General features: G+C 67.8%; 1 protein-coding gene (only partly in view). It reads right to left on the reverse strand.

The window, feature by feature from the left end; translation table 11 throughout:
- Nucleotides 1-23,005: the 3' portion of an LEPR-XLL domain-containing protein gene (locus HCC78_RS12890; RefSeq protein WP_172329193.1), read on the reverse strand. It continues 15,665 nt past the right edge of the window; 23,005 of the gene's 38,670 nt are visible here — the last part of the coding sequence; the start codon falls outside the window, past its right edge; the stop codon is at nucleotides 1-3.

Here is a 23,005-nt window from a genome sequence, read left to right on the forward strand (position 1 = left end):
TCAGGCCGAGCGGCCGAACCAGCGGCGCAGCCCGCGTGCCTTGGCCGTTTCGGCCCGTGCCAGCGGCTTGGCCTTGGCCGGTGCTGCCCGTCCCTTGGCCAGCCGCGCCCCGGCCAGCGCAACCGCGCCGCCCGCCAGGACCGGAGCCGTGCCGTCGCGCGCCGCGAAGAGCTGCCCGGCCTCGGCGGCCTCGACCAGCGTCCCGGTGACCGGGTCGAAGACCAGCGCCGCCGTCTTGCGGCCGCCGCCCTTGGCCGTCGGGGCCGGATCGGTTCCGGTGTCCTCCGGGGCCGGCTCCACCGTCGCGGTGCCGCCGTCATCAGCCGGGGCCCCGTCGGCCGAGACCGCGATGCGGGTCCCGCTCGACAGTTCCGCCGACATGATCGCCAGATCGTCATGCTCGTAGCCGAGCAGATGGCCGATCTCGTGGCGCAGCACGGTCAGGAGGTCGACCCCGCCGGACACCAGCCCGGTCTCGAAGGCGGTGTCGTCCTCCGGATCGGCCTCCAGGTTCCAGCCCGCGCCCGCCGCGGTCAGGTCTATGGCGATCGTATCCTCGTCGATCACCCGCGCCAGGGTCGCGCCTTCCAGGTCCATGACGACGACCTGCACGCCGGCTAGGGCATCTGCCTCTTCGGCGCTGACGAAACCCGCTTCGATCCAGTCCTGCAGGGCGGCATCGTAGATGCGCTGCACATCGTCCGGATCGACCGGGTCGGCGGAGATGTAGCTGTCGCCGTCCAGCGCCGCGACGCTTTCCGACGCGAGCTTCAGCGCGGCCGCGAACTGCTCGTCATTGGTGGCGAGCCGGAACTCGGAGAAGGACGCCTCGCCCTGGATCACCGCCAGGCCAAAGCCGCCATCGACCAGCGCGGCGTTGAAGCCATGCGACGCCACCTCGGTGCCGTTGACCGTGATGTCCAGCCCGGCGCCTTGGATCGACACCTTCAGCCGCACCGCCGATCCGTCGAGATCGAGCGCATAGGCCGCGTCGATCACCTGGCCGTCATCCGGCGTGGCATGGCCGATGACCACGCGGTCATTGACCGTGTCGAGCGCGACGAACTTGTAGTCGAGCGCGTCGTAGCGGTCGAAGACGAAGCCCGCCATGCCGTCGGTTTCGATGTCGACCTCCATCTCGAGGATCGAGTTGGTGAGGATCGAGACCCCCAGATCGACGGTCTGCACCGCAGGCGCGGTCCCCATGGCCGTGCCCGTCAGGGTGCCCGAGGCCTCGACCCATTCGGAGGACTGGACCACCCGCGGCAGCTCGGCCACCGGCGGCAGGAAGTCGTCTGTCTCCTCCAGCGTCCAGTCGGGCGGCAGGATCTGCACCTTGAAGTTGTCGACCCGCCCTTTCGAGCCGTCCATCGCCACCCCGACCATGCCGCGCGCCATCGGGATCGGATCGCCGTAGACATCGAGCCGCGCCGCGTAGGTGTAGTCGAAGAAGTTCACGTCCTGGATCGCGACGGTGACATTGCTGCCGTTCACCGCGACCGTGACCCGGTAGGTCTCGTTCGGCTTGATCTGCACCGGCTTGTTCGACTGGCGGACATAGTGCCAGCCGGTCTCGTCGACATAGCCCATGACGATCTTGTTGTTGGAGATGTCGATCCCCGCGAACTTGAAGTCATTGTCGCTGTAGTAGTCGAACACCGCATAGGCATTGGCCTTCCAGCCCCTGATCGGCTTGTCGATGTTCACGTCGCAGACGATCTCGAAGTAGCTGGGCTTGTAGTCGTCGAGCAGGAACACCGCCGAGGCCACGTCGTCGGAGGTCGCAGAGGAGATCTCCAGCGCGCCGCCGGTCGCCGTGAAGTTGCCGCGATCCACCGCGAAGCCGTCGCCGGAGCGGTCGTTGAAGTCGGCCGTCCGCAGAATGTCGCGGGCGCCGCCGGGGATGTTGCCGGCCTGCGGATCGGTGGGCGGGCCGGACTGGTCCTGCCAGAAGCCGTGGTCGCGCTGCGTCACCAGGCCGATCTCGCCATGCGGGTTGCCCTGCTTCTGGATCACCGCCGAATAGCGGCTGTCCTGGGTCGCCGTCAGCCCGCCGACATCCGCCGTGCGGGTCATGTCGACCCCGTCGCTGGCCGCCTGGGCCGTCAGGAAGTCCCACAGCTGCGGCGGCACCTGGCGGCTGACCGTCGCGATGCCGAAGGGCGCGAAGGGCACGATGTAGCTGTTGAACTCGCCCAGATGGTCGATCAGCCGGTCGCCGCCCGTGTTGCCGATCAGGATGTCCAGACCGGCCCCGCCGAAGACGCGGTCCTCCCAGGTGTAATGCGTCTCGGGCGTGTCGTTCAGGCCCATGTCGCCGCCCTCGCCGTCGGGATCGTCGGCCGTGCCGAAGGTCCCGTCGTCATAGGAGGTGCCCGGACCGCCCAACACGTCGTCGGCATTCATCAGGTCGTTGCCGAAGCCGCCGTAGATATGGTCGCGCCCGGTGCCGCCGACAATCCAGTCATTGCCCATGTCGCCGAAGATCCGGTCGTCGCCGTCGCTCTGGACGACGCGCTCGGAGCCAAGCACCGGGTCGCCGTTCGGCTCGAACTCGGTGATGCCCGAGAGCGACAGGCCCTCGTTGTCATAGGCATTGAGGAAGTACTGGCGGAACAGCTTCGGATCGTCCGATCCCTGCAAGTCGCCGTTCACGTCCAGATAGGTGCCCTTCCACAGCGTGCCGTCGTCGTTGAACAGGATCACGCGGCGCGGGTCGTACTCGTCATAGAGGTAGAACTCACCGGTGCGTTGCTGGACCGGGGTCGGCTCGTTCCAATGGTCCTCGCCGGTGCCGAAGAGCAGGATGTTGCCCGGATTCCAGGGCCGGGTGAAGTCGGTGCGGACCAGCACCATCTCGTCCGTGCCCGGATTGTCGGGATTGAGCTCATCGTCTTCGAGGAAGGCGCTGTTCTGCGGCAAGTCGCCGGAGAACCAGACCATGTAGCTGTCGTAGAGCGCCTCCTGGCCGCCGATCGCGTCGTCGCCCGATCCGCCGTGCAGGAAGTCGTCGCCGAGCCCGCCGAAGATCACGTCATCGGCGAATTTCGGATCATGCGACACCGGGTTGGCCGATGTCACCGGATCGATCGAGCTGTCGATGATGTCGAAGGGGCTGAGATCAACCGACTTGACCATTTCGCCCGCGCGGTTGAGCAGCGCGCGCTGCACCTGGCCGGGGGTGTAGGCCTCCTCGTTGAGCACGTTGCCCTGGCTGGTGCGGCTGTCCGGATCGGCGTTCAGCAGGCTCCAGATGCCGAACAACTCCTCGGCATATTCCGTGCCGTAATTGCCGAAGCTGCGGGTATTGCCCTTCAGGCTGACCTGGCCGTCGCTGCTCAGACCGGTATTGCGGCTGGTGAAGATGCGGCCGTCATCGCCGATCACCCCGTCATTGCCGGTGCCGCCCGAGATCCAGTCATTGCCCCAGCCGCCGACGATGTCGTCATGGTCGGCATCGCCGTAGACGATGTCGTCGCCGCCGCCGCCATAGGCGATGTCGTCGCCCGTGCCGCCGTGGATCTCGTCCCCGCCGCCGATGTCGGTCAGCGACCAGAAACCGAAGGTCGACCGCCACAGGTCGCCGCCCTCGGGCACCGCCACGTTCTTGTCGAGCGTGATGTCGGTCTCAAGGTCGAACTTGCCGAGATTGCCGGACACGCCGTCGCTGCCGGCATAGTCCGGACCGCCCGCCGAGTAGTCGAGCAGCGTGACGCCGCGGACGATGATCCGCTCGCCGCCCTCGCCGTTGTAGCCGGTGTCGCGGACATTGGGGTTGACGGCGGTGCCGGTCAGCTCCTCGAACTCGCCGATATTGGTGTCGTAATTGTAGGCCAGGTATAGCCCGCCGGACATGAAGGCCTGTCCGTCGATCACCGAAAGCGTCGAACGGGTCAGGTACTTGGCAGCATAGGCGTCGATGTCGGGATCCTGATAGATCAGGCCTTCGGGACCATAGCTGCCGCTGTCGATGTCATTCGTGCCGTCGGCATAGGTGTCGAGCACGTCGATGCCGTTGATGCCGACGATCCGGATGATGTCGCCGTTGTCGCCGAGGATGACATCCGCATCGCGGGCGTTGCGGCCGGAACCGACTTCAACGGTGTCGTCGCCGAGCGTGCCGTCCGCCTCGTCGGTGACGATCCCGACCTCGAAACCGGCCGTTCCGTCATCGGCCGCCCGTTCGTCGTTGCGGTCGGTACGGGCGCCGGTGCCGCCGAACAGCATGTCCTCGCCGTCGGGGCGCAGATCGGCATCTACCAGCCCGAAGAAGCTCGAGGAGCCGCCGACGATGTCGTCCTGGCCGAGGCCGCCGAACACCGTGTCGCAGCCGCCGCCGCCCTCGATGTAGTCGTTGCCGTCGGTGGACTCGTCGCCCTCGGTGGCCGCCACGATCTTCAGCGCTCCCACCGGATCGGCGATCGTCCCGTCCTCGTCGAGCGCAGGCAGTTCGCGCGCCGCGCTGACATAGCGCTCGGGCACAATCAGCCCGCCGTAATGGGGGTTCTCGGCATCGTCGCCGACCGCGGTGCCGTCGCCCTTGGTCGCCACGGCGCCGCGGATGGTGCCGTCGCCCTGGATGATGTCGTTGCCGAGCTGGCCGAAGATCTGGTCGTGGCCCGCGCCGCCGGCAAGGTAGTCGTTGCCGAAGGAGCCGGAGCCCGTCTTGCCCTCCTGGACGTCGAAGCTGTGGTACTCGGCATAGTCGATCTCGTATTCGGTCCACCAGCCGGGCCCGTTCGGATCGCGGTAGTCGCGCGCCACCGGGTTGCCCTCGCTGTCGAGCGTCACCATCAGAACGCCGCTGTTCGGGCCGGTCGTGCTCTGCTCGTCATAGCCCGCCGACAGGTCCCTGTCCGAGCGCGAGTACATCAGCGTCCCTGCCAGCGTCTGGAAGCGCAGCGAGGTGATGATGCCGCCCTCGATGCCGCCGCGCCGCTTCAGGTTGACGTTGTCGCCGAAGATCAGGTCGTCGCCTTCGCCGCCGTCGAGCATGTCATTGCCCGCGCCGCCGATCATGACGTCGTCGACCTCCGAGCCGAAGACCGTGTCGTCGCCGCCGGTCTGCGGCTCGACGGAATTGATCTCCAGCACGGAGCCCAGGAAGGTCATCTGGATCTTCTGCGGGATGCCCGCATGGACCGTCTCGCCCAGGTAGTCGAGGCCGACCGGATCGGGCAGGTTCGGATCGATCACGAACTGGACCACCTCGCCATGGTCGCCGAAGATGATGTCCGGCGTGCCGTCCTCGGTGCCCGAGCCGTTGCCTTCGATCACGTCGTCGCCCGCCCCCGGCACCGCGCCGTAGAGCGCGAACTGGGCGGCGCGGGTCGCCGGATCATAGGCGCGGTTGCCCAGCAGATCCGCCACCGCGCTGCCCGCCGAGGGATCGAGCGAGCTGTCGCCGCGCGGCGCCGAGGGATCGATCGACGGCATCGGCGAGAGGTTCACCGTCGCCACGGTCAGCGCGCGGGTCAGGATGTTCACGTTGAACCCGCTGTCGCCGTAGATGTGGTCGGTGCCGCGCTGGCCGATGATGATGTCGTCGCCCGAGCCGCCCGCCAGGTGGTCGCCGGTCTGCGAGCCGATGATCAGGTCGTTGCCCATGCCGCCATAGACGGTCAGGCCCACCGAGATCGCAGTCGCCGCGTCCGCGTCATCCGCGAACAGCGCCGAGGCGTCGATGATGTCGTTGCCGTGCAGGTCGAACGGATTGGCCAGCGCGAAGACCCATTCGTCATCCTCGTTCTCGGCATCGGGCAGATGCGGGAAGGGATCGAAGGGCTTCTCGCCGAATTCCAGCCCCAGCCGGTTCGACGGATTGCCGGAATACCACACGCCGTCCTGGCTGGTGTCGCCGTAGATCACCAGCGGGCTGTCCGGACCGGCACCGCCATTGACCTTGAAGTAGTCGCCGCCCACGCGCTGCCCGCCGGAGCGGGTCTCGTCATAGGTGGAGATCCGCAGCGTGGCGGTGCCGTCGGCATCCGCGCAGTCGCCGAGCGCCGCGTTCAGCAGCTGCAGCTCCGCGCCGTCGATCGCCGCGATCTGGAAGCCGCCCGGACGGCCCTCGATGAAGAGCACGCCGCCCTCGAGATAGCCGAGACCCTCCCAGGTCTTGTCCGCATCGTCGCCAATCAGCGTGACGTAGGTCTCGATCGTAGCGCCGCGTTCCAGGACCTCGATGCGGACATCGAGCACTTCGCTGGTCTCGAAGGCCTCGGCGACGCTCAGCAGCATTTCCTGGCCGGTGAAGCCGGTGTATTCCACCGCGCCGCCGGCGGCGAGCGGATCGCTCAGAACCAGCACGGCCCCCTTGCCCCAGCTGGCAAAGGGCGGCGGATCCATCGGATCCGGGAAATAGGCCGACTGGTCGGCATCGACGATGCCGAGGATCTCGCGGGTATGGGTCTCGCCGCCCAGCTGGACGATCTGGCCGACCTCGAAGCCCGCCTCGTCGAAGCCGCGCCCGTCGGTGCGGGTCAGCAGGTTGTCCCCGCCCGTGGCGAAGTCATAGGTCGCCAGCGAGTTGACGTAGAGGTTGCCGCCGCCATGCAGCACGGTCAGCCCGCCATGTTCGCCCTGGACCCAGAAGGCGGCAGTCAGCGCGCCGTCGGACAGGCCCTCGCCCTCCACCTCGATCGTGTCGCCCTCGACCGAGAGGATGCGGAATTCCTGCCGGTCCGCGCCGATGCCGATCTGCAGCAGGTGGCCTTCGAGGAAGCCCGCCGCCTCCCAGTCGGCAGCCGGGCGGTCGCCGGTCTGGACCTGGCCGTTCCAGACGATCCTAGTGCCGACCTGGTCCTCGGGACTGTCCTCGTCCTTCAGGAAGACCTCGGTCTCGAGCACCTCGAACACCTCCTGGTCGACCGCCGTCAGCAGGTCGTCGCCCGAAGGATTGATGTTGTCCGGCAGTTCGGTGGTGTCGAGGATCAGCAGCGAGTTGTCGTTCGGATCGCGGTAGGGTTCGCCGGTCTCCGGATCGATGATCGGGTCGCCGAATTCGTCGAAATAGGCGATGCGGTCCTCGATCGCGATAATGCGTCCGATGGAGGTTATCCCGCCGTTCAAGTAGACATCCTGCCCGACGAGGAAGCCCTGCGATTTCCAGTCGAAGCCTTCGCGCGTGATCATCAGCTTGCCGGAGATGTCCGGAAGATCCGGATCGGCGGCATAGGCATCGACGAGGAAACCGTAGTCGGTGCCGTCGAAACCGCCGGTGACGGCGCTGTCCCAGTTCTCGACGAAGTCGAACTCGTTCTGGGCCTGGACGAAGGGCGCCGGGTTCAGCGTGCCGTCCACCGTCAGGTCGTCATTGCCGACGCCGAGCATCACGTTGACCACCTCGATGGTCGAGACCTCGGAGTCGTTGGTCACCCCGGAGGATCCGAAATTGACCTTGCCGAAGCTGATGCCGCCCGGATAGCTCAGGCTCACCGGACCCTGGCCTTCAGCGCCCTCGCCGAACAGCGGACCCGTCACGAAGGGGAAGGTCAGGTCCGGACCCATGCCGAAGCCCGAAAGCGTCGTCTCGGTCATCACGCCGGAACCGTCCGCCTGCGAGCCGTCATTGAAGATGTTGAGCACGTCGATCTGCTGGCTCTCCGGAGCCTGGGTGCCGATGGCGATCAGGAACTCGTCTGTCTCGCCGGGCAGCTTGACGCCGTTGGTCAGCGACCGGTCGGCCCCCGAGGGCCCGCCTTCCACGGCCAGCGGACCGCGGATGTTCGACAGGCGATGCGCCTTGACGGGGAAGATCTTCACCCCTTCGCGGGTCGTCGGCACGTCGTAATAGGGATCGGCGGTCAGCTCGACGGTCTGGAACTGGTAGTAATCCGACGCGTCGAAGGTGGCCTGGACGGCGATGCGGTTGATCTCCACCTGGACCGGCGAGCCGCCGGTGAGCCAGCCGGCCGCCGCGAGGGCGTCGTTGGTCTCGAAGGTGAATTGCATCGTGTGGTCCTTGGAGACGTTGAAGCCCCGGATCAGCGCGATCTTGGCATCGACATAGGTGCTGCGTGTGGCGTCGCTGAGATCGAAGATCCGCACCCGCATGCCCTCGACGAAATTCTCGCCGAGGAAGCCCTGCACATCGTAGTTGTCGTAATCCTCCAGCAGCGCCAGGCTGTCGGGATCGTTGACGTCGATATCCAGCGGATCGAAATCGACGAAGGCCTCGGTGCGGATCAGCTGGTCGGACCCGTCATCGGCGGTGGCATAGACCACCTCGCCCGACCAGATCTCGGACTCGATCATCCGCGACAGGATCACCTGTTCGACGCCTTCATGTTCGCCGGGGACGGGGGGGATCGCATCCGACCCAGCATGCTCGGTGACGACGAGGATCTTGTCGGAAACGCTTGCGACTTCCAAGGTGACGCCGTCGAATGCGCCGATCCCCGAATTGCCGATCTCGATCAGGTCGCCCGCGGCCCAGCCTTCGGAGAGGAAGCTCCCCAGATCCGAGACGCCCGTACGGGTCAGGCTCATGTTGGTGCCAGTGCCATCCCAGGCGATATCCAGCGTGCCCGAGAAGGCCTGCACCGGGCGGAGTCCGCCTATGGTCTGGTAGTCGCCCGCGGCGATCTCTTCCGATGCCTGCCGGATGCCGTCGCCATTGGCGTCGATCCAGGTCACGTCGGCCAGCCCGTCCGTGAGCACCGAGACCGTCACAGGCGCGCCCGGCTCCTGGGTCAGGCGCAGCTTGTAGCTGTCGGATTGCGGCGAGCCCGCGTCGGAGATGATCCGCGCATACTGCCCGGCGCCGTCCGAGAGCCCGCCGCCCGCGACGGTGATCGCGTCGCCTGCAACCGTGGCGATGGTGCGGGTGCCCGCGAAGATCGACGAGCCCTCGATGGTAATCGTGTCGCCGACATCGAAGCCTTCCGCTTTCCAGTCGAAGCCGTCCTCCAGCGCGGTGATGGTATTGCCGCCGGTGACGTCGAAGATGCCGCCGGTGGCCGTGGCGGGCACCAGCACGGTGTCTCGGCCCGATTCCAGCACGACCGAACCGGGCGTGTCGTCGTCGATCACCTCGACATCGAGAATGCCCGTGCCCGAGCGCAGGTTCGGGAAGGCGTAGTCGCCGTCAATGCCGTTCGAGTCGTCGGAGACTTCCTCGCCCGCGGCCAGGGTCCGGGTCGCGGTGGCGCCGGCGAAGGTGCCGGTGGCCACCCCGGCCGAGGACAGGTCGAGCAGCGCGGTGTAGCCCGCATCCTCGAAGCCCACGATCAGTTCCGAGCCGAGCCCGGTGATGCCCGTGATGTCGATGGTCTCGGCGCCGAAGCCCGAAGCCACCCAGCCCAGCGAAGACAGCGACAGCTTGACCTTGGACACGCCGCCGTCATCCCACTCGCCGACCGTCAGGCCGGTCAGGGTCTCCAGGTTCTGGCCGAAGCTCAGCACCGCCGTCTGCGGATCCTCGCGGATGCCGTCCTGCAGCGGCGTGATGCCGATCGCCACCGGGCTGTCCCAGTTGGCCGAGGTGAAGACGATGGTGCCGGTCAGCGGGTCGAACCGGCCGCCGCCGCCCAGGTCGGACAGGGTGAAGCCCTTGTCGGCCAGGTCGACCAGCTCGGGATTGCCGGTGAAGTCGCCGAGATTGACCTTCACGACCACCTGGTCGCCCGGCTCCACCTCCTTCGACAGCTGGACGATCACCGCGTCGGAATAGCCGGTGGTGGCATCGCCCTCGATCACCAGCGTGCGGCCGTCCTCCTCGTAGCCCGCCTGGACGTTGCCGGACCCGTCGAAGGTCAGGCTGTCCGGGTCGACCTCGGTCACCAGAACGCCGGGCGTGTCGTTGTCGCGCAGCTCGACCTCGACATTGCGCACGTCGACCGCGTCGTAGTCGGCGGCGTTCGAGATCACCGAATGCTGCACGGTGACGACCCGGTCGCCCTCGGCGCGGGCATCGTCCACCGCCCACAGATAGACTTCCTGCCCGGTGTCCCAGTTGGAGGCGTTGAAGACCAGCGTCACGGCACGGTTGGCGACAAAGCCGTCCACGCCCTCGTAGGTCACCGGCCGCAGGAAGGCCTCGTCGGCCTCGGTGCCGCTTTCCAGGTAGTCCACGCCGAAGATGTCGGCATTGCCCCAGGTCGTGCCGGTCGGATACTCGGTCACCCCTGCCGGGCTGAGCCGCGACACCCACAGCGAGTCCCCCGCCCCGTTGGGCAGCGGCGCCGGGTTGGCGAAGCTGTCGTCGCGCTCTTCCTGCGGCGAGCGGGCGGCGGAGACGGTGACGTAGACCACTTCGCTGCCGGTCAGCTTGCGCGCCAGCCGCACGCTGTAGCTGTCGACCGACAGGCCGCCGGTCCCGCCCTCGCGCACCGCGGTGAAGCCGTCGGCCCCCTCGTCGATCACCACGAGGCCCTCGCCGTCGCGGGCGACGTTGTAGTCGAGCCCGTCGACCACCAGACCGTCGTAGAAGATGTCGTCGGACTGGACCAAGTGGTCCGCTGCGCCCGAGACGCCCTCCAGCTCGCGGGTGATGATGTCCTCCTGGACGTCGCCCGCGACGTTGATGATGTCGGAGCCGAGCCCGCCGATCACCCGGTAGGCCACGCCGAAGGCGGTGGACTGGACATAGAACTTGTCGTCGCCCTCGAGCCCGTCGACCTCGACCACCTCCACGGTGGAGTAGCGGACGTTCAGGCCCGCGCCGAAGATGCCCTTGTCGGTGATGGCGATGTCGTCGGCGAATTCGGTGCCGAGGATCACCAGCTTGTCGAAGCCGGTGCCGCCCTCGACCGAGACCGGCGCGTTGATGTTGTAGCGCACCTCGTCCTGGCCGCCGCCGGCGCGGATGTCGGGCGCCTGCGCGACCGAGAATCCGAGTCCGATCTGCGGGGTGGCGACGCCTTCCTCGTCCAGCACGATCACGTCGTCGGTGGTGTCGCCCTGGGTCATGAAGAGATCGAGGAAGTTGATCCCGCCGTCGCCGTTGGTGTCGAAGATGTAGTCTGTCGCCCCGCCCATGCCCTTCGGCAGGCCGGCCGCCAGCGCGGCGCGGTAGGCGCCGACCGTGCCCGCGGTCACCTCGACGCCCAGCTCCTGAAGTTTCGCCAGCGTCAGGGTCTCGCCGCCGGCCCAGGTGGGCGCATTGCCGAAGAGCGCATCCTCGGGATCGCCGTCGATGCCGGTGCCCAGCACGAAATCCGGGCCCTCGACATAGTCCTGCGCCGCCGTCAGGACGTCACGGCCGACCTCGAGGTCGAGCACGTCGATCGTGCCGTCATTGTTCCAGTCGAAATCGGTCGTCGCCGAGATCGCGAAGGCGCGGACGATGAACAGGTCGTTGTCGTCGTCGCCCTCGAGCCGCAGCTCGGCCTGGTTGGAATAGACCCGGAAGGTGTCGTTGCCGGTGCCGCCCTGCGCCACGACGGGCGCCGAGCTGCCGCGGCTCAGCCAGCCGCGGGTGGTGGGCCGCAGGTCGACGAACTCGTCCTGCACCAGGAGGTTGCCATCCGCCACGTTGCGGTTCGATCCGAAGATCTGGCCGATCTGGAAGGTGTCGTCGCCCGCGCCGCCGTCATAGGTGGCGATCACCGTCACGTCGTCGGAGAAGAACGCGTCGTCGCCGCCCTGCCCCTCGATGGTCAGCCGTCCGTTCAGCGCGGTGTCGTAGTTGATCCGCTGGACCTCGATGCTGTCCTCGTTGCCCGGCAGGATGTCCTCGTAGGGCTCCAGCGTGCCGTGCAGGATCGCGACATAGCCGGGGCGGTCCGCAGTCTCGTTCGGCAGGTAGGCGGCGGCGCGCATCAGGAAGATGTCGTCCGTGCCCTCCTGGTCGGCCGGCGCGTCGCGGCCGAAGATTGTCATCTCGTCGACGCCGTCATCCTCCTCGCCGGTATCCAGCACGTTGATGACGTAGTTGCGGGTATCCGGCCCCTGCGAGCCCAGGGTGTAGACTTCGTAGGTGTCGGTATCGGCCTGGCCGTCGAGCGTCAGCGTATGCTCGGCGATCACGTCCGCGGTCTCCGGGCCGGTGCGGGTCAGCGCATCCTGCAGGTAGTAGACGCGGAACAGGTCCTCTCCGTCATCGCCGGCGCTGACATTGGCCACGGGGCGCGACTGGCTGCCGTAGGCACGGGTCTTCGACCCGAGGAACACGTAGCCGGCCGAGCCGATCAGCGTAGCCCCGGCAATGCCGGTCACGTCGCCGAAATTGATGATGTCCTCGTCGGCGTTGCCGAAGATCTCGGTCAGGTAGACCGGCGCCGTCTCGGTGGGCACCGCGGTGCCCTGCTCTTCGCCGCCGAGATAGTCGCCGCCATCGGTCACCACCGCCCCGGCGATCAGCTCGCCGCGGATGACGATGTCGGCGCCGAAGCCGACATCGGTATCGGCCAGGAACGGACCGTCATCGACGACGCGCGCGTCGCCGTAGAACTCGATCCCCTCCTCGGCCCAGCTGCGGGAATTCTGGTGCAGCGTGATGTCGTCGCCCGCGCGCACCTGGATGGCGCCCTGCTCGGCGAAGATCGTGCCATGCGCGATAACTCGCGGATTGTCGGCATGCTCCGTCGGCGCGGCGGTCGAGTCCTGCGCGAACTGGGCGATGCCCGAGGCCTTCAGCACGAAATTCGCGCTGCCCTCGGCGCCGCCCGGCGCGCCGTCCTCGCGGACGGTCAGGCGGATGTCGCCGGAATAGGCATGGGCATAGACCAGGTGCATCGCGCCAGCGGTCTCGGTGACGTAAATGTTCTGCGAGGCCTCCAGCGCCAGGTCGTCGATCGAGCCGGACTCGATGTTGTAGCGGCTGTTGACGTCCAGGTCGTTGGCGAACTCGCCGATCGAGCCGCCATGCGCGTCGATGTAGATCGACTGGGCGCGGACGTTCCAGATCGTGTCGTTGCGCGCGTCGATCACCGAGCCCGACTGGGTGCGCAGCCCGACATCGTCGCTGTCGAGGCTGCCCGCCGCCGCCCCGTCCGAGGTATTGGCGTCGCGCATGTCGATCGTGTGGATCCGCATGTCGCCGGACAGTTCGTCCAGCCAGACGCCGCCGCTGTCGGTCGAGGTCGTGTCGAAGACCCGCAGCACGCCGGTGGCGTTGTCGGTGCGCGCCACGTCGATTTCCAGCCAGGCATCGCGCTTGCCGACGCCGCCGGTGGCCTTTTGCACGCCGACGCTGGCCGTGACGTCCTCGGCATCCGGCAGCAGGTAGTAGGGGCCCGTGCCGGTCACCAGGTTGGTGCCCGCCTTCATCGTGATGTTGACGCCCGCGACATCGGCCTCGGCGGTGCTGCTTCCGGCCTCTTCGGTGAAGTTGCGGTTGTCGATGATCGCGGCCGGGGAATAGAGCAGGACATCGTCGTATTCCGAGCGGATCCGCTCCACCTGCATGTCGCCGGTCTTCTCGGTCAGCGTGATGTAGCCGTTGGTCCAGAAGTCCAGGTCGCCGCCCGCGAGGATCTGCGTGATCCCGAGGATGTTGGTGCGCGGGGCGGAATTGTCCTGGGCATCCACCGCCTTGACGATGATGTTGCCGCCCGCGGTCACGCCCGGCTCGATCAGGTCGTCGGTCGCCTGCTCCGCGGCGCGGAAGCTGTAGAGGCTCCCGATCTCCGAGGGGGTGTCGGCATAGGCGCCTATGTACTTGTCCGGCGTCGGGAAGATGTCGGGCAGGAAGTAGACGACGTAGGGATTGTCGGGCAGCACCCCGCCGGCATCGCCGGGATACTTGACCTGCACGCCGCCGCGCTTGCCGACATTGGTCTCGCGCACGGAGGTCTGCAGCAGCATGTTCACGTCGCCCGCGGCTTCCACCGCGTCGATCGTGACCATGTAGTTCGGATCGCCGCCGCCATGCGACACGGCGGAGCGGTGGCGGCCCAGGACATCCAGGTAGATGTCGTCGGCCGATTCCACGTCGAAGCGGGTGACCGGGGTTAGCGAGTGGACGTTGGTGTCCGCCCCGGCCGTGGTCAGGTTGATCGCCTGGCCGGACAGAGCGTCTGCCTTGGTCTCTGCCAGCTGGATCGAGAGCCCGTCCTGCGAAAGGATGATGTAGTAGTTCTCGCCGCTGATCAGCCCGCCGAGCGGGGTTGCCGCCTCGTATTTCACCAGCTGCCCGGTGAAGAATGTGTTCTCGAAGGACAGCGTGATCGAGTCGTCGGCCAGGAAGACGCTGCGGCTCTGGAACTCGGTGCCCCGCGGCAGGTCGTCGGCATCGACGATGTCGATGTTGATCCGCGCATTGGCCTCGCCGATCGTGCCGACGCCCTGGTCGAGCCCGCCATCGGCGACGTCATCGGTCTCCATGTGCAGGATGTTGGTGCGGATCAGCGACTGGGCGCGGTTGCCCACCGCCAGGATGTCGCCGTCCTCGTTGTAGATCGAGGTCGTGCCGATCGGGTTCTCGATGATGCCGGTCAGCACCACGTCGCCGAGGCCGGTGTTCTCGATCACCACGAGGCTGGGTGCCACGTCGCGCTTCACGTTGAAGACGAGGTCGCGGTTGGCGGTGGCCGGATCGAGATAGGCGACCGGCGCGCGCTCGCCCAGCACGTTGATGTCCTGCAGCACAAGATCCAGGTCAGAGGCGTTGAAGATCCGCACCTGGGGCAGGCTGTCGCGCCACTCCCAGTACTTGGTCTCGGTGCCGGTGATCGAGTCCTTGGCCCGGATCACCACGTCGCCCGAGCCCTGGTTGACGATGTCCTGCACGTTGATCTGCGAGGAGGCCGACTTGATCTGCTGCCCGGCCGTGTCCTTCAGGCCCTCGTCGTCGATGATCTCGATATTGGTGGCCTCGACGATGTTGCCCTGGGTGTCGATGACCGCCGAGACTTCCAGGACGGGGATCTTGCCCGACAGGATCAGCACGTCGCTCTCGATGTCGACATTCTCGTTGCGGCTGGTGCTGGTGTCGCCGTGGCGGCCGCCGGAGGCCAGCGAGCGCTTCGACACGTCCGGATCGCGCACCGTGTTCGGATCCTCGCCGCCGGCCCGGATCAGGAAGGCCAGCCGGTCGGACTCGCTGTCCTCGCGCAGCGGCGTGTCGCCGTTCTCGCGCGGGCCCGCGGTGATCAGCGCATCGCTGCCCGAGGTGACGGTGGCGTCGAGCGAGGTCGTGATGTTCGCGTCCGCGCTGACCCAGCCGAAGAGGCCGGTGGAGCGGGCGAAGCTGCGCGCCCTCAGATAGACTTCCTCTGCCGGGGTCTGGGGATCGCCGAAGACCGCGACGAAGTCGACGCCCTCGAAGCCGGTGATCTCGGCATCGTCGCCGACGATGATCCGGTGATGCCCGAAATAGTCGACGTCGGTGTCGTCCTCGCCCTCGGAATAGAAGCCCGCGCCCTTGGCCGAGCCCTCGGCATTGAGGTTGATCGAGGAGGTGCCGATGTCGATGGCGACGGTCGTGCCCTCGATGCTGGCGGTCTGGCCGATCGTGGCGGTCGCGGTCGAGACCTGGCCGTTGCGGCCCATCTCGATGTCGTTGAGCGAGCGCGCGTCGCCGCCGAAGCCCAGGCCGTTGGCCTCGGCCTTGCTGTCCACATCCGCCGAAATGTCGGCCGAGATGCGCACGTCGCCCTGGACCAGCACGTCGGCGGAGCTGCCGACGCCGATGTCGACGTCATAGTCGATGTCGGTCCGCGCGGTGGCATCCGCCAGCCCGACGAAGCCGCCGGCCTTGGAGTAGGAGAAGACGTCGGAGCGGAAGAACGTGTCCGCGCTGACCGTCAGGTTGCCGCCGGCCCGGACGCGCACGTCGTCGCCCAGCGTGGCCTCGGCGATCGAGGTCTGGTTCGACCGCGCATCCGCGTCGCCGATCCCGACGAAGCCGCCGGTGCCGTTCCTGACATTCGCCTTGCCGTTGGTGTCGATATTGGCCTTCACGGTGACATTGCCGCCGGCCTCGACGCTTGCCGCATCCAGGATGGCGCGCGTCTCGGTCAGCTGGTCGACCCGCGCGGTGTTGACATTGGCGCCGACGAAGCCGCCGCCCGAACCCTTGGCCTTGGCCAGCGACCGGCCGTCGCCCGAGATGATCAGCTCGGAGGCCAGGTCCGATCCGCCCGGGCCAAGCAGCTTGTGGTTGCCCGCAGGCGCGCCGTCATCGGTGATGTCGATGCGCAGCGTGTGGCCGTCGCCCGAAGCCGGAGCCAGGTCGACCACCCGCTGGAAGCTGTGGTTCGCCGATCCCAGCGACGACTGGTCGCCGAGATCCAGCATGCCGGTCAGCGTGCCGCCGCCGGTCTTGCCGGAATAGAGCGTGATGTCGTTGCCCGAGACCTCGACATAGTAGCTGCGGCCGATCTCCAGCGTGCCGCCGCCGGCCAGCTTGATCGGCCCGTCGGACTCGCGCACCAGCTGGTGCACGTCATTGCCGGTGTTGTGGCCCTTCTGGGTGACGGTGATCTCGTCCGCAGCCGCCTTGGCGATGGTGACCGAGCCGTCGGTCGTGCTGGAGGCGAAGCTGCGGGTCGCCAGCACGAGGTCGTTCCCGTCCACCTCGATCACGGTGTATTCGCCGTTGAAGGCCCCTGCCGCGGAAACGTCGATGGTCGAGCCCGCCGCGAAGGCGGTGTCGGCCCAGCCGCCGGTGCGGGTGATCCGGTCGGTCTGGGAGTCGTTCGGCGCCTTGGTGAAGGTGATCGAGTCGGTGATCTCGGTATCGAGGAAGGTGTTGGTCTCCTCGACCCGCAGCGTGCCGCCGGAGACCGACTTGACCACGTAGGTGCCGTTGTTCTCGCCCGATCCGGTCACCTGGATCTGGAAGCCCTCGGCCAAGCCCTGGCCGGCCCAGGTGCCGGAGTCGAGGATGATCATGTCGCCCAGGGCGTCGCGCTGGAACTGCACGGTGGTGTCGATGTCGTTGGAAACATCCGCGCCGACATGGATGACGGTGTCGACCGGCTGGGACATGTTCAGCCGCGCCAGGCCCGACCCGGTGTCGACGGTCTTGCCGGCTTCCTTCACCAGCTGGATCAGGTTGCCCGAGACGGAATGGATCTCGAAGCTGCTGGCATTCTCGTCGATCGCGTCGACGAGGCCGGTGATGGACAGGTTGCCGCCCGCGACGAAGACGCTATTGTCCCAGTTGCCGGCGCTGCGGGTGATGTTCCAGTAGGTGCCGCCGTCGGAGATGGTGACGTCGGTCGTCACCGCCGATTTCGACGGGTCGAGCTCGATCACCGGACCGTCGAAGGCCTTCAGGAGGGACCCGAAATGGAAGGTGCTGCTCTGCGATCCGGTCGCGGCCGCGCCGCCGCCGTCCAGGGTCAGCGTGGTCGAGTTGGCGCTCACCACGTTGTAGGATCCGGCATTGTCGCCGTCCAGCGTCACCGAGCTGCCGATCTGGATGTTGCTCCAGCCGCCCGTGCGGGTCAGCTCGTAGCGGTTCGGGTTCGAACCGGTGGAGATGTCGGTCCAGTTCGCCGCGGTGGTGATCCGCGTCGCGGTCAGCGTGTTTGCCGCGGTCAGCACCAGCACGTTGTTGGTGCCGCCGTCGCTGATCACGTCGTCGATCACGTAGCTGGTGCCGTTGTTCAGGCTCGACCCGCCGCCTCCGGGGGTCTCGATCCACAGCGTCTGGTCGGGACGGAATCCGGCCTCCAGCCAGTCGATCGTGGCATAGATCCGGTCGCCCGAGCCGCTGCGGACGAACTCGACCGTGGTTTCCAGCTCGTCGTTGAACTTGAGCGAGATCTCGTCGGAATCGCCCACCACCACGCGGTAGGTCTCGCCGAACTGCAGCCCGGCGATCGGCACGGCCGGGGTCTCCTGGTCGGTCGTGGCGGTATAGACCACCCGGTCGCCGTTGGAGAAGCCATGGCTCAGCGCGTTGCCCTCGTCATCGATGAACACGATGTTGTTGAGGCTGTCATCGTCGACCAGCACGAGCTGGTCGGGATCGGGGAAGGTCGCGGTCTGCCGGACGGCATCGACCTGGCCGATGTTGAAGCTGATCGGCGCGGGCGCGTCGTAGATGACGGAGTCCCCCGTCGCCAGCCCGTGGCCGCCCGCCAGGGTGATCATGTCGTTGGCCTCGTCCACGTCGCCCGGCTGGAATTCCCGCTGGAAGCCGATGTCGGACTCGCTGGCCACCAGGCGGATGGCGTATTCGTCGATCCGCTCGACCCAGTAGGGGCCGGTGCTGCCGTCGACGATGATCGAGCTGCCGCCGTCGGGCAGGTAGACCACCTGGTCGCCGGTCTCGAACTTGTGCCCGTCGGCGAAGATCAGCAGGTTGCGGTCGTCATCGACGCCGTAATCCGCATCCGGTCCGGGCGCCTCGCCGGTGAAGATCGAGCCGAACTGGATGTTGTTGGCATCCACCACGATCACGTCGTATTCGCGGCGGACGATTTCGCCGGTCTCGGGATCGGTGCTGCGTCCGACCAGCTCGTCGATCGGGCTGTAGCCGTTGTTCTCGTATTCGACGGAATCCCCGGTCTCGAGATTGTGGGCCACGACCGTGAGGCTGTCATTGGCGGAATTCGTGCTGTCGATGCCGAAATCCGGGATCACCACGTCATCCGCCGCGACCGGGACATTGACCGCCTCGATCAGGATGTCGTCGTCGGAATCCGGCCCGGCCTTGAGGAAGGCGCCGATGCCGACCTCCGCCTGGACGTCGGTGTCGACATAGGCATCGGACAGCGAGGCGCCGACGCCGATCAGGCCGCCGGTGACGCCCTTGGTCTCGGCATCCGCCTCCGGGTCCATCTGCGCGCGCAGGGTGATGTCGCCGCTCGTGTGGATCACCGCATCCGGGCCGATCTTGGCCTTGATGGAGTAGGTGTCGGTGCCGATGCCGGCCTCGTCGACCGAGGAGCCCGCCGTCGCGACCGAGTAGTTGTCGGTGCCGGCAACCAGGCCGCCCGCGACGGCGCGGGCATTGGCGCTGGCGTCATCCGTGGCCTTGGCCTCGGCGAAGACGGAGTCCGCCCCCGGGTCCGTCTCGGTGCCCACGTCGCCGTTCAGCTCCACCAGCACGGTGCTGGCCGCCGCGGCATTGGCATAGGCCGCGCCGATGCCCACGAGGCCGCCGCCGACCGCCGAGGTCGTGGCGATCGCCCGGTTCGAGCTGAGGCCCTGGACCGAGAGGTTGCCGCGCAGGTCGAGCGCGCTGTCCGACCCGATGCGCGACTTGACCGTCGGCGTCGAGGTCGCCCGCGCGACGCCGCCCGAGATGCCCGCCAGCAGCGCGCCCGCGGCGACCTTGACGTCTGCATTCGTGACCGTGTGCGCATCCGCGGTCATCAGGAAGTCGTCCGCATCCACCGTCACGTCGCCCTCGGTGAAGGTCTCGGTGCGCGGATTGGCGTTGATGCGGGTATAGGCGCCCGAGAAGCCGATCCCCAGCGCCAGGTTGGTGCCGGTGCCGTCGGCATTGATGCCGACATCGGAATAGGCGTTGATGACGATGTCGCCGTCTTCCTCGGCGGTCACTTCGGCGCCGTCGCCCAGATAGGCGCGCGTGACGGTGTCGCTGTCGATCTGCGTGACCGCGAAGGAACCCGATCCGCCGAGCGCGATGCCGAGGATCTGGCCGTCGGAGAACAGGTCGCTCTCCAGGTTGGCGTCGAGCGTGATGGCGCCCGCCGTCGCGGTCACCTGGGCCGGCATCTCGCCGGGATCGGTGACATGGCCGGTGCGCGCGCCGATGAAGGTCTCGACCGTGTGGTTGTCGATGATCTTCGCCGAGGCGCCCGCCCCCGAGACCAGCCCGAAGGAAGTGTTGGAGATCAGCGCGTCGGCGTCCGACAGCCCGTCCGCCCAGAGCGCGACCGAGCCGCCCGAGACCAGCGCCCCGTCGCCGATATAGGCCCGCGTGGTGCCGTCGATCTCCGCCTCGACCAGAAGGATCGCGACATTGACGAGACCGGCCGAACCGCCGGTGGAGCTGGCCAGGACCTTGTAGTCCGACCAGGCCGCGACCTCGATCGCGCCGGTGACCGAAATCGACTTGCCGGTGGCGCGCGACGGCACGCGGTCGAAGGCCGGGCCGATGAACGCCTCGGTCAGGCCGGTGACCTGCGCGTTCGACACCAGGCCGGCGCCGCTGATCGCCGCGAAGGCCAGGACCGAGGCCTCGGCCGTGGCGGTCATCTCGACCCGGTTGGAATCGTCCTGGCCGACCCGGACGTCCAAGCTGCCCGCGGTCAGGCCGATATTCTCGCGCACATAGGCCCGCGCCTCGCCCGAAACGATGGCCGTGGGCTTGAGACCCTTCACGTCGAAGGCGCTGGCGCCGACGCTGTCGATGGTCGTCGTGGCGGTCAGGCTGCCATCGGCGGCCACGGTCACGTTGCCCGAACCGACATTGACGTCCGAGGGCTTGGTGCCGTCGGCATCACGCCCGGTGCCGGTGCCGATGAAGGCCTCCAGCTTGCCGGAGACGGTGGACTTGCCTTCCGAGAAATTGCCGGTGATCGCGCCGACGGTGACGAAGTTCAGGCTGGTGGTGGCATCCATCGACGCGTTGCTGTCGACCGTGACGGAAAGCGAGCCGCCGTCGACATCGGCATTCTCGCCGACATAGGCGCGGATCGCGCCGCCGGTATCGGCATCGGCGAGGATCACCGAAACCGCGATGCCGGCCACCGTGCCCGAGACCACTGCCGCGGTGGCGTCGAAATCGCCGTCCGCGACGAGCGTGATGCTGCCGTTGCCGGCATTGACCTTCGCGACCGCGCCGCTGGCCGCCGCCGTCGAGGGCGCGCCGATGAAGGTCTCGACCGTGCCGGTGGTCTTGGCGGTGGGCAGCACGCCCTCGCCGACCCCCAGCCCGGTGGTGAAGGAATTCGATTCCGCGTTGGCCGAGAACACCTTGGCATCGGCGCGCATGGAAACCGTTCCGGCCTCGAGGTTGGCGCCCTGGCCGCCATAGGCGCGCACCGCGCCCCCGGTGGTCGCCTCGGGCTTCGACACCTTCACCGCGATGGCGCCGATATCGACATTCGACAGGCTGGCTTCCGAGGTCATCTCGGCGACAGCATCGACATCGACCAGCCCGGCCACGTCGACCTTGCGCGAGGGCATGGAGACGCCGGCGACGCCGGTCTCGCCCACCGGCGCGCCGATGAAGGCCTCGACCCGGCCGTTGGCATTGGCGATGGCGGACAGGCCGCTGCCCGAGAACAGCGCGATGCTGCCCGAGGCGCTGGTGGCCGTGGCCGAGACCTCGACCGGGTTGCCGTTCGTGCCGGCCGCCAGCGTCAGCGTCGCTGCAGACAGGTCGACCGCGTCGCGGACATAGGCGCGTGCCGTGCCGGTGACCTCGGCCTTGGGCAGAAGCAGCGTCAGCGTGCCGATCCCGGCCGTGGCAGAGGTGATCGCCGCATTGGCGCTCATCGAGGTGTCGATGGAGACATCGACCCCGCCGGTCACCGTGACATCGGCCGCGCGAGAGCTGAGTCCGGTGGCATTGGCTGCCGCCTGGGCGCCGATGAAGGACTCGACCGTGGCCGAGACCACGGCGGTGGAGCGCACCGCATTGGCGGCGATCGCGCCGAAGGCGATGCCCAACCCGGTGGTCGCGGCAGCGAGCCCGTCGGGCGTCGTTGCCTTGACGTGCAGCGATGCGGCATCGAGCGTCACCGCCTCGCCCAGATAGGCGCGGACCGCGCCCGACAGCGTCGCCTCGATATCCGCCGCGGTGACCGACAGGAAGCCAGACAACGCGACCGAGGTCAGCGTCGGGTTGGCGGTCATCCGCGCGGTGGCGTCGATATTGACCGCGCCGGTCACGTCGATGACCGCGCGGTCGGCGTCCGGGGTCTCGAAGCTGCCGTCCGATTTCACGCCCGACCCGGCATGGGCATCGACCACGCCCGAGACCACGGCCTGCGACATGATCAGGTTCAGCGCCGCGACGCCGGAGATCGCGATCGACTCGTTGGAGACGGCCGCGTTGTAGTTGCCGTCGGCATCGACATCGAGCGAGGCGCCGGTGATCCGGCCGCCCTGGCCGACATAGGCGCGGGTCGCGCCTGCGACCTCCGTCGAGGTGAAGAGACCGTTGGCGGTGAAGGCCAGCGCCGCGCCGCCCTGCAGGATCTCGGCGGTCGCATCCATGTCGGAGAAGGCCTGGATCGAGACCGAGCCGCCGCCCACGTCGATGTCATGGTCGCCGTCGGATATCGCGGAGATGCCCACCGGCGCGCCGACGAAGGCTTCGACCGAGCCGGTCACCGTCGCATCCGCCTTGACCACGCCGGCCGAGGCGAAGCCCGAGAAGTTGACGAAGAAGCTCTCGGCCAGGGCGTCGTATTTCACCCGGCCGGTATTGGTGTCGAGCGCCTCGACGACCAGCCCGCCGGCATCCATCTCGACGCCGTCGCGCACATAGGCGCGGGTGTCGGCCGTGACGGTGGCGGAAGGCAGGACGGCGGAGAGGCTGAGCAGCCCCGAAACGCCGGCGCCCGCGACCACGGAATGCGCCTCGACCAGCGCGTCGGCATGGACGCGGATCTGGGCGTTGCCGACGTCGATCGAGGGGGTGGAGGCCAGCTGCCCGACGCTGGCACCCGAACCGATGAAGGCCTCGATCGTGCCGCCGGAGTCGGATTCCGCCGTCAGCACCGAGCCCGAGAGCAGCGCGCTGATGCCGCCGCCCATGGCTTCGGCCTCGGCCTTGTGCAGCGTGTCGTCGGCATTGATGTCCAGATCCGCCCCGGTCATCGTCACGCCCGAACCGACATAGGCGCGGGTGTCGCCGTAGTTTTCCGCCCTGGGCAGCAGCGCGGTGATCGACAGCCCGAAGGAGGCCGAAAGCCCGCCCGCCGTGGCCGTGGCCAGCCGCTCGGAGGTGGCGTCGATGTCGAGGATGCCGCCGCCCGTCAGGGTGATGGTGGTGTCCCCGGCCGCGCCTGCATCCGCGGCGTCGTCATGGCGCGCGCCGGCAAAGGCCTCGACCGTGCTGTCGATCGTGGCCGAGCCGGTGGCGACCGAGACGCTCAGCCCGGCAGAGGCCGCGAGCACGCCCATGAAGGCGGTGGCGTCCTCGTCGCTGTCGGCCTCGATGGTCAGGTCGCGGGCCAGCACCGTG

This window comes from Mangrovicoccus sp. HB161399 (assembly GCF_013184745.1).
Taxonomy (GTDB): Bacteria; Pseudomonadota; Alphaproteobacteria; order Rhodobacterales; family Rhodobacteraceae; genus Mangrovicoccus.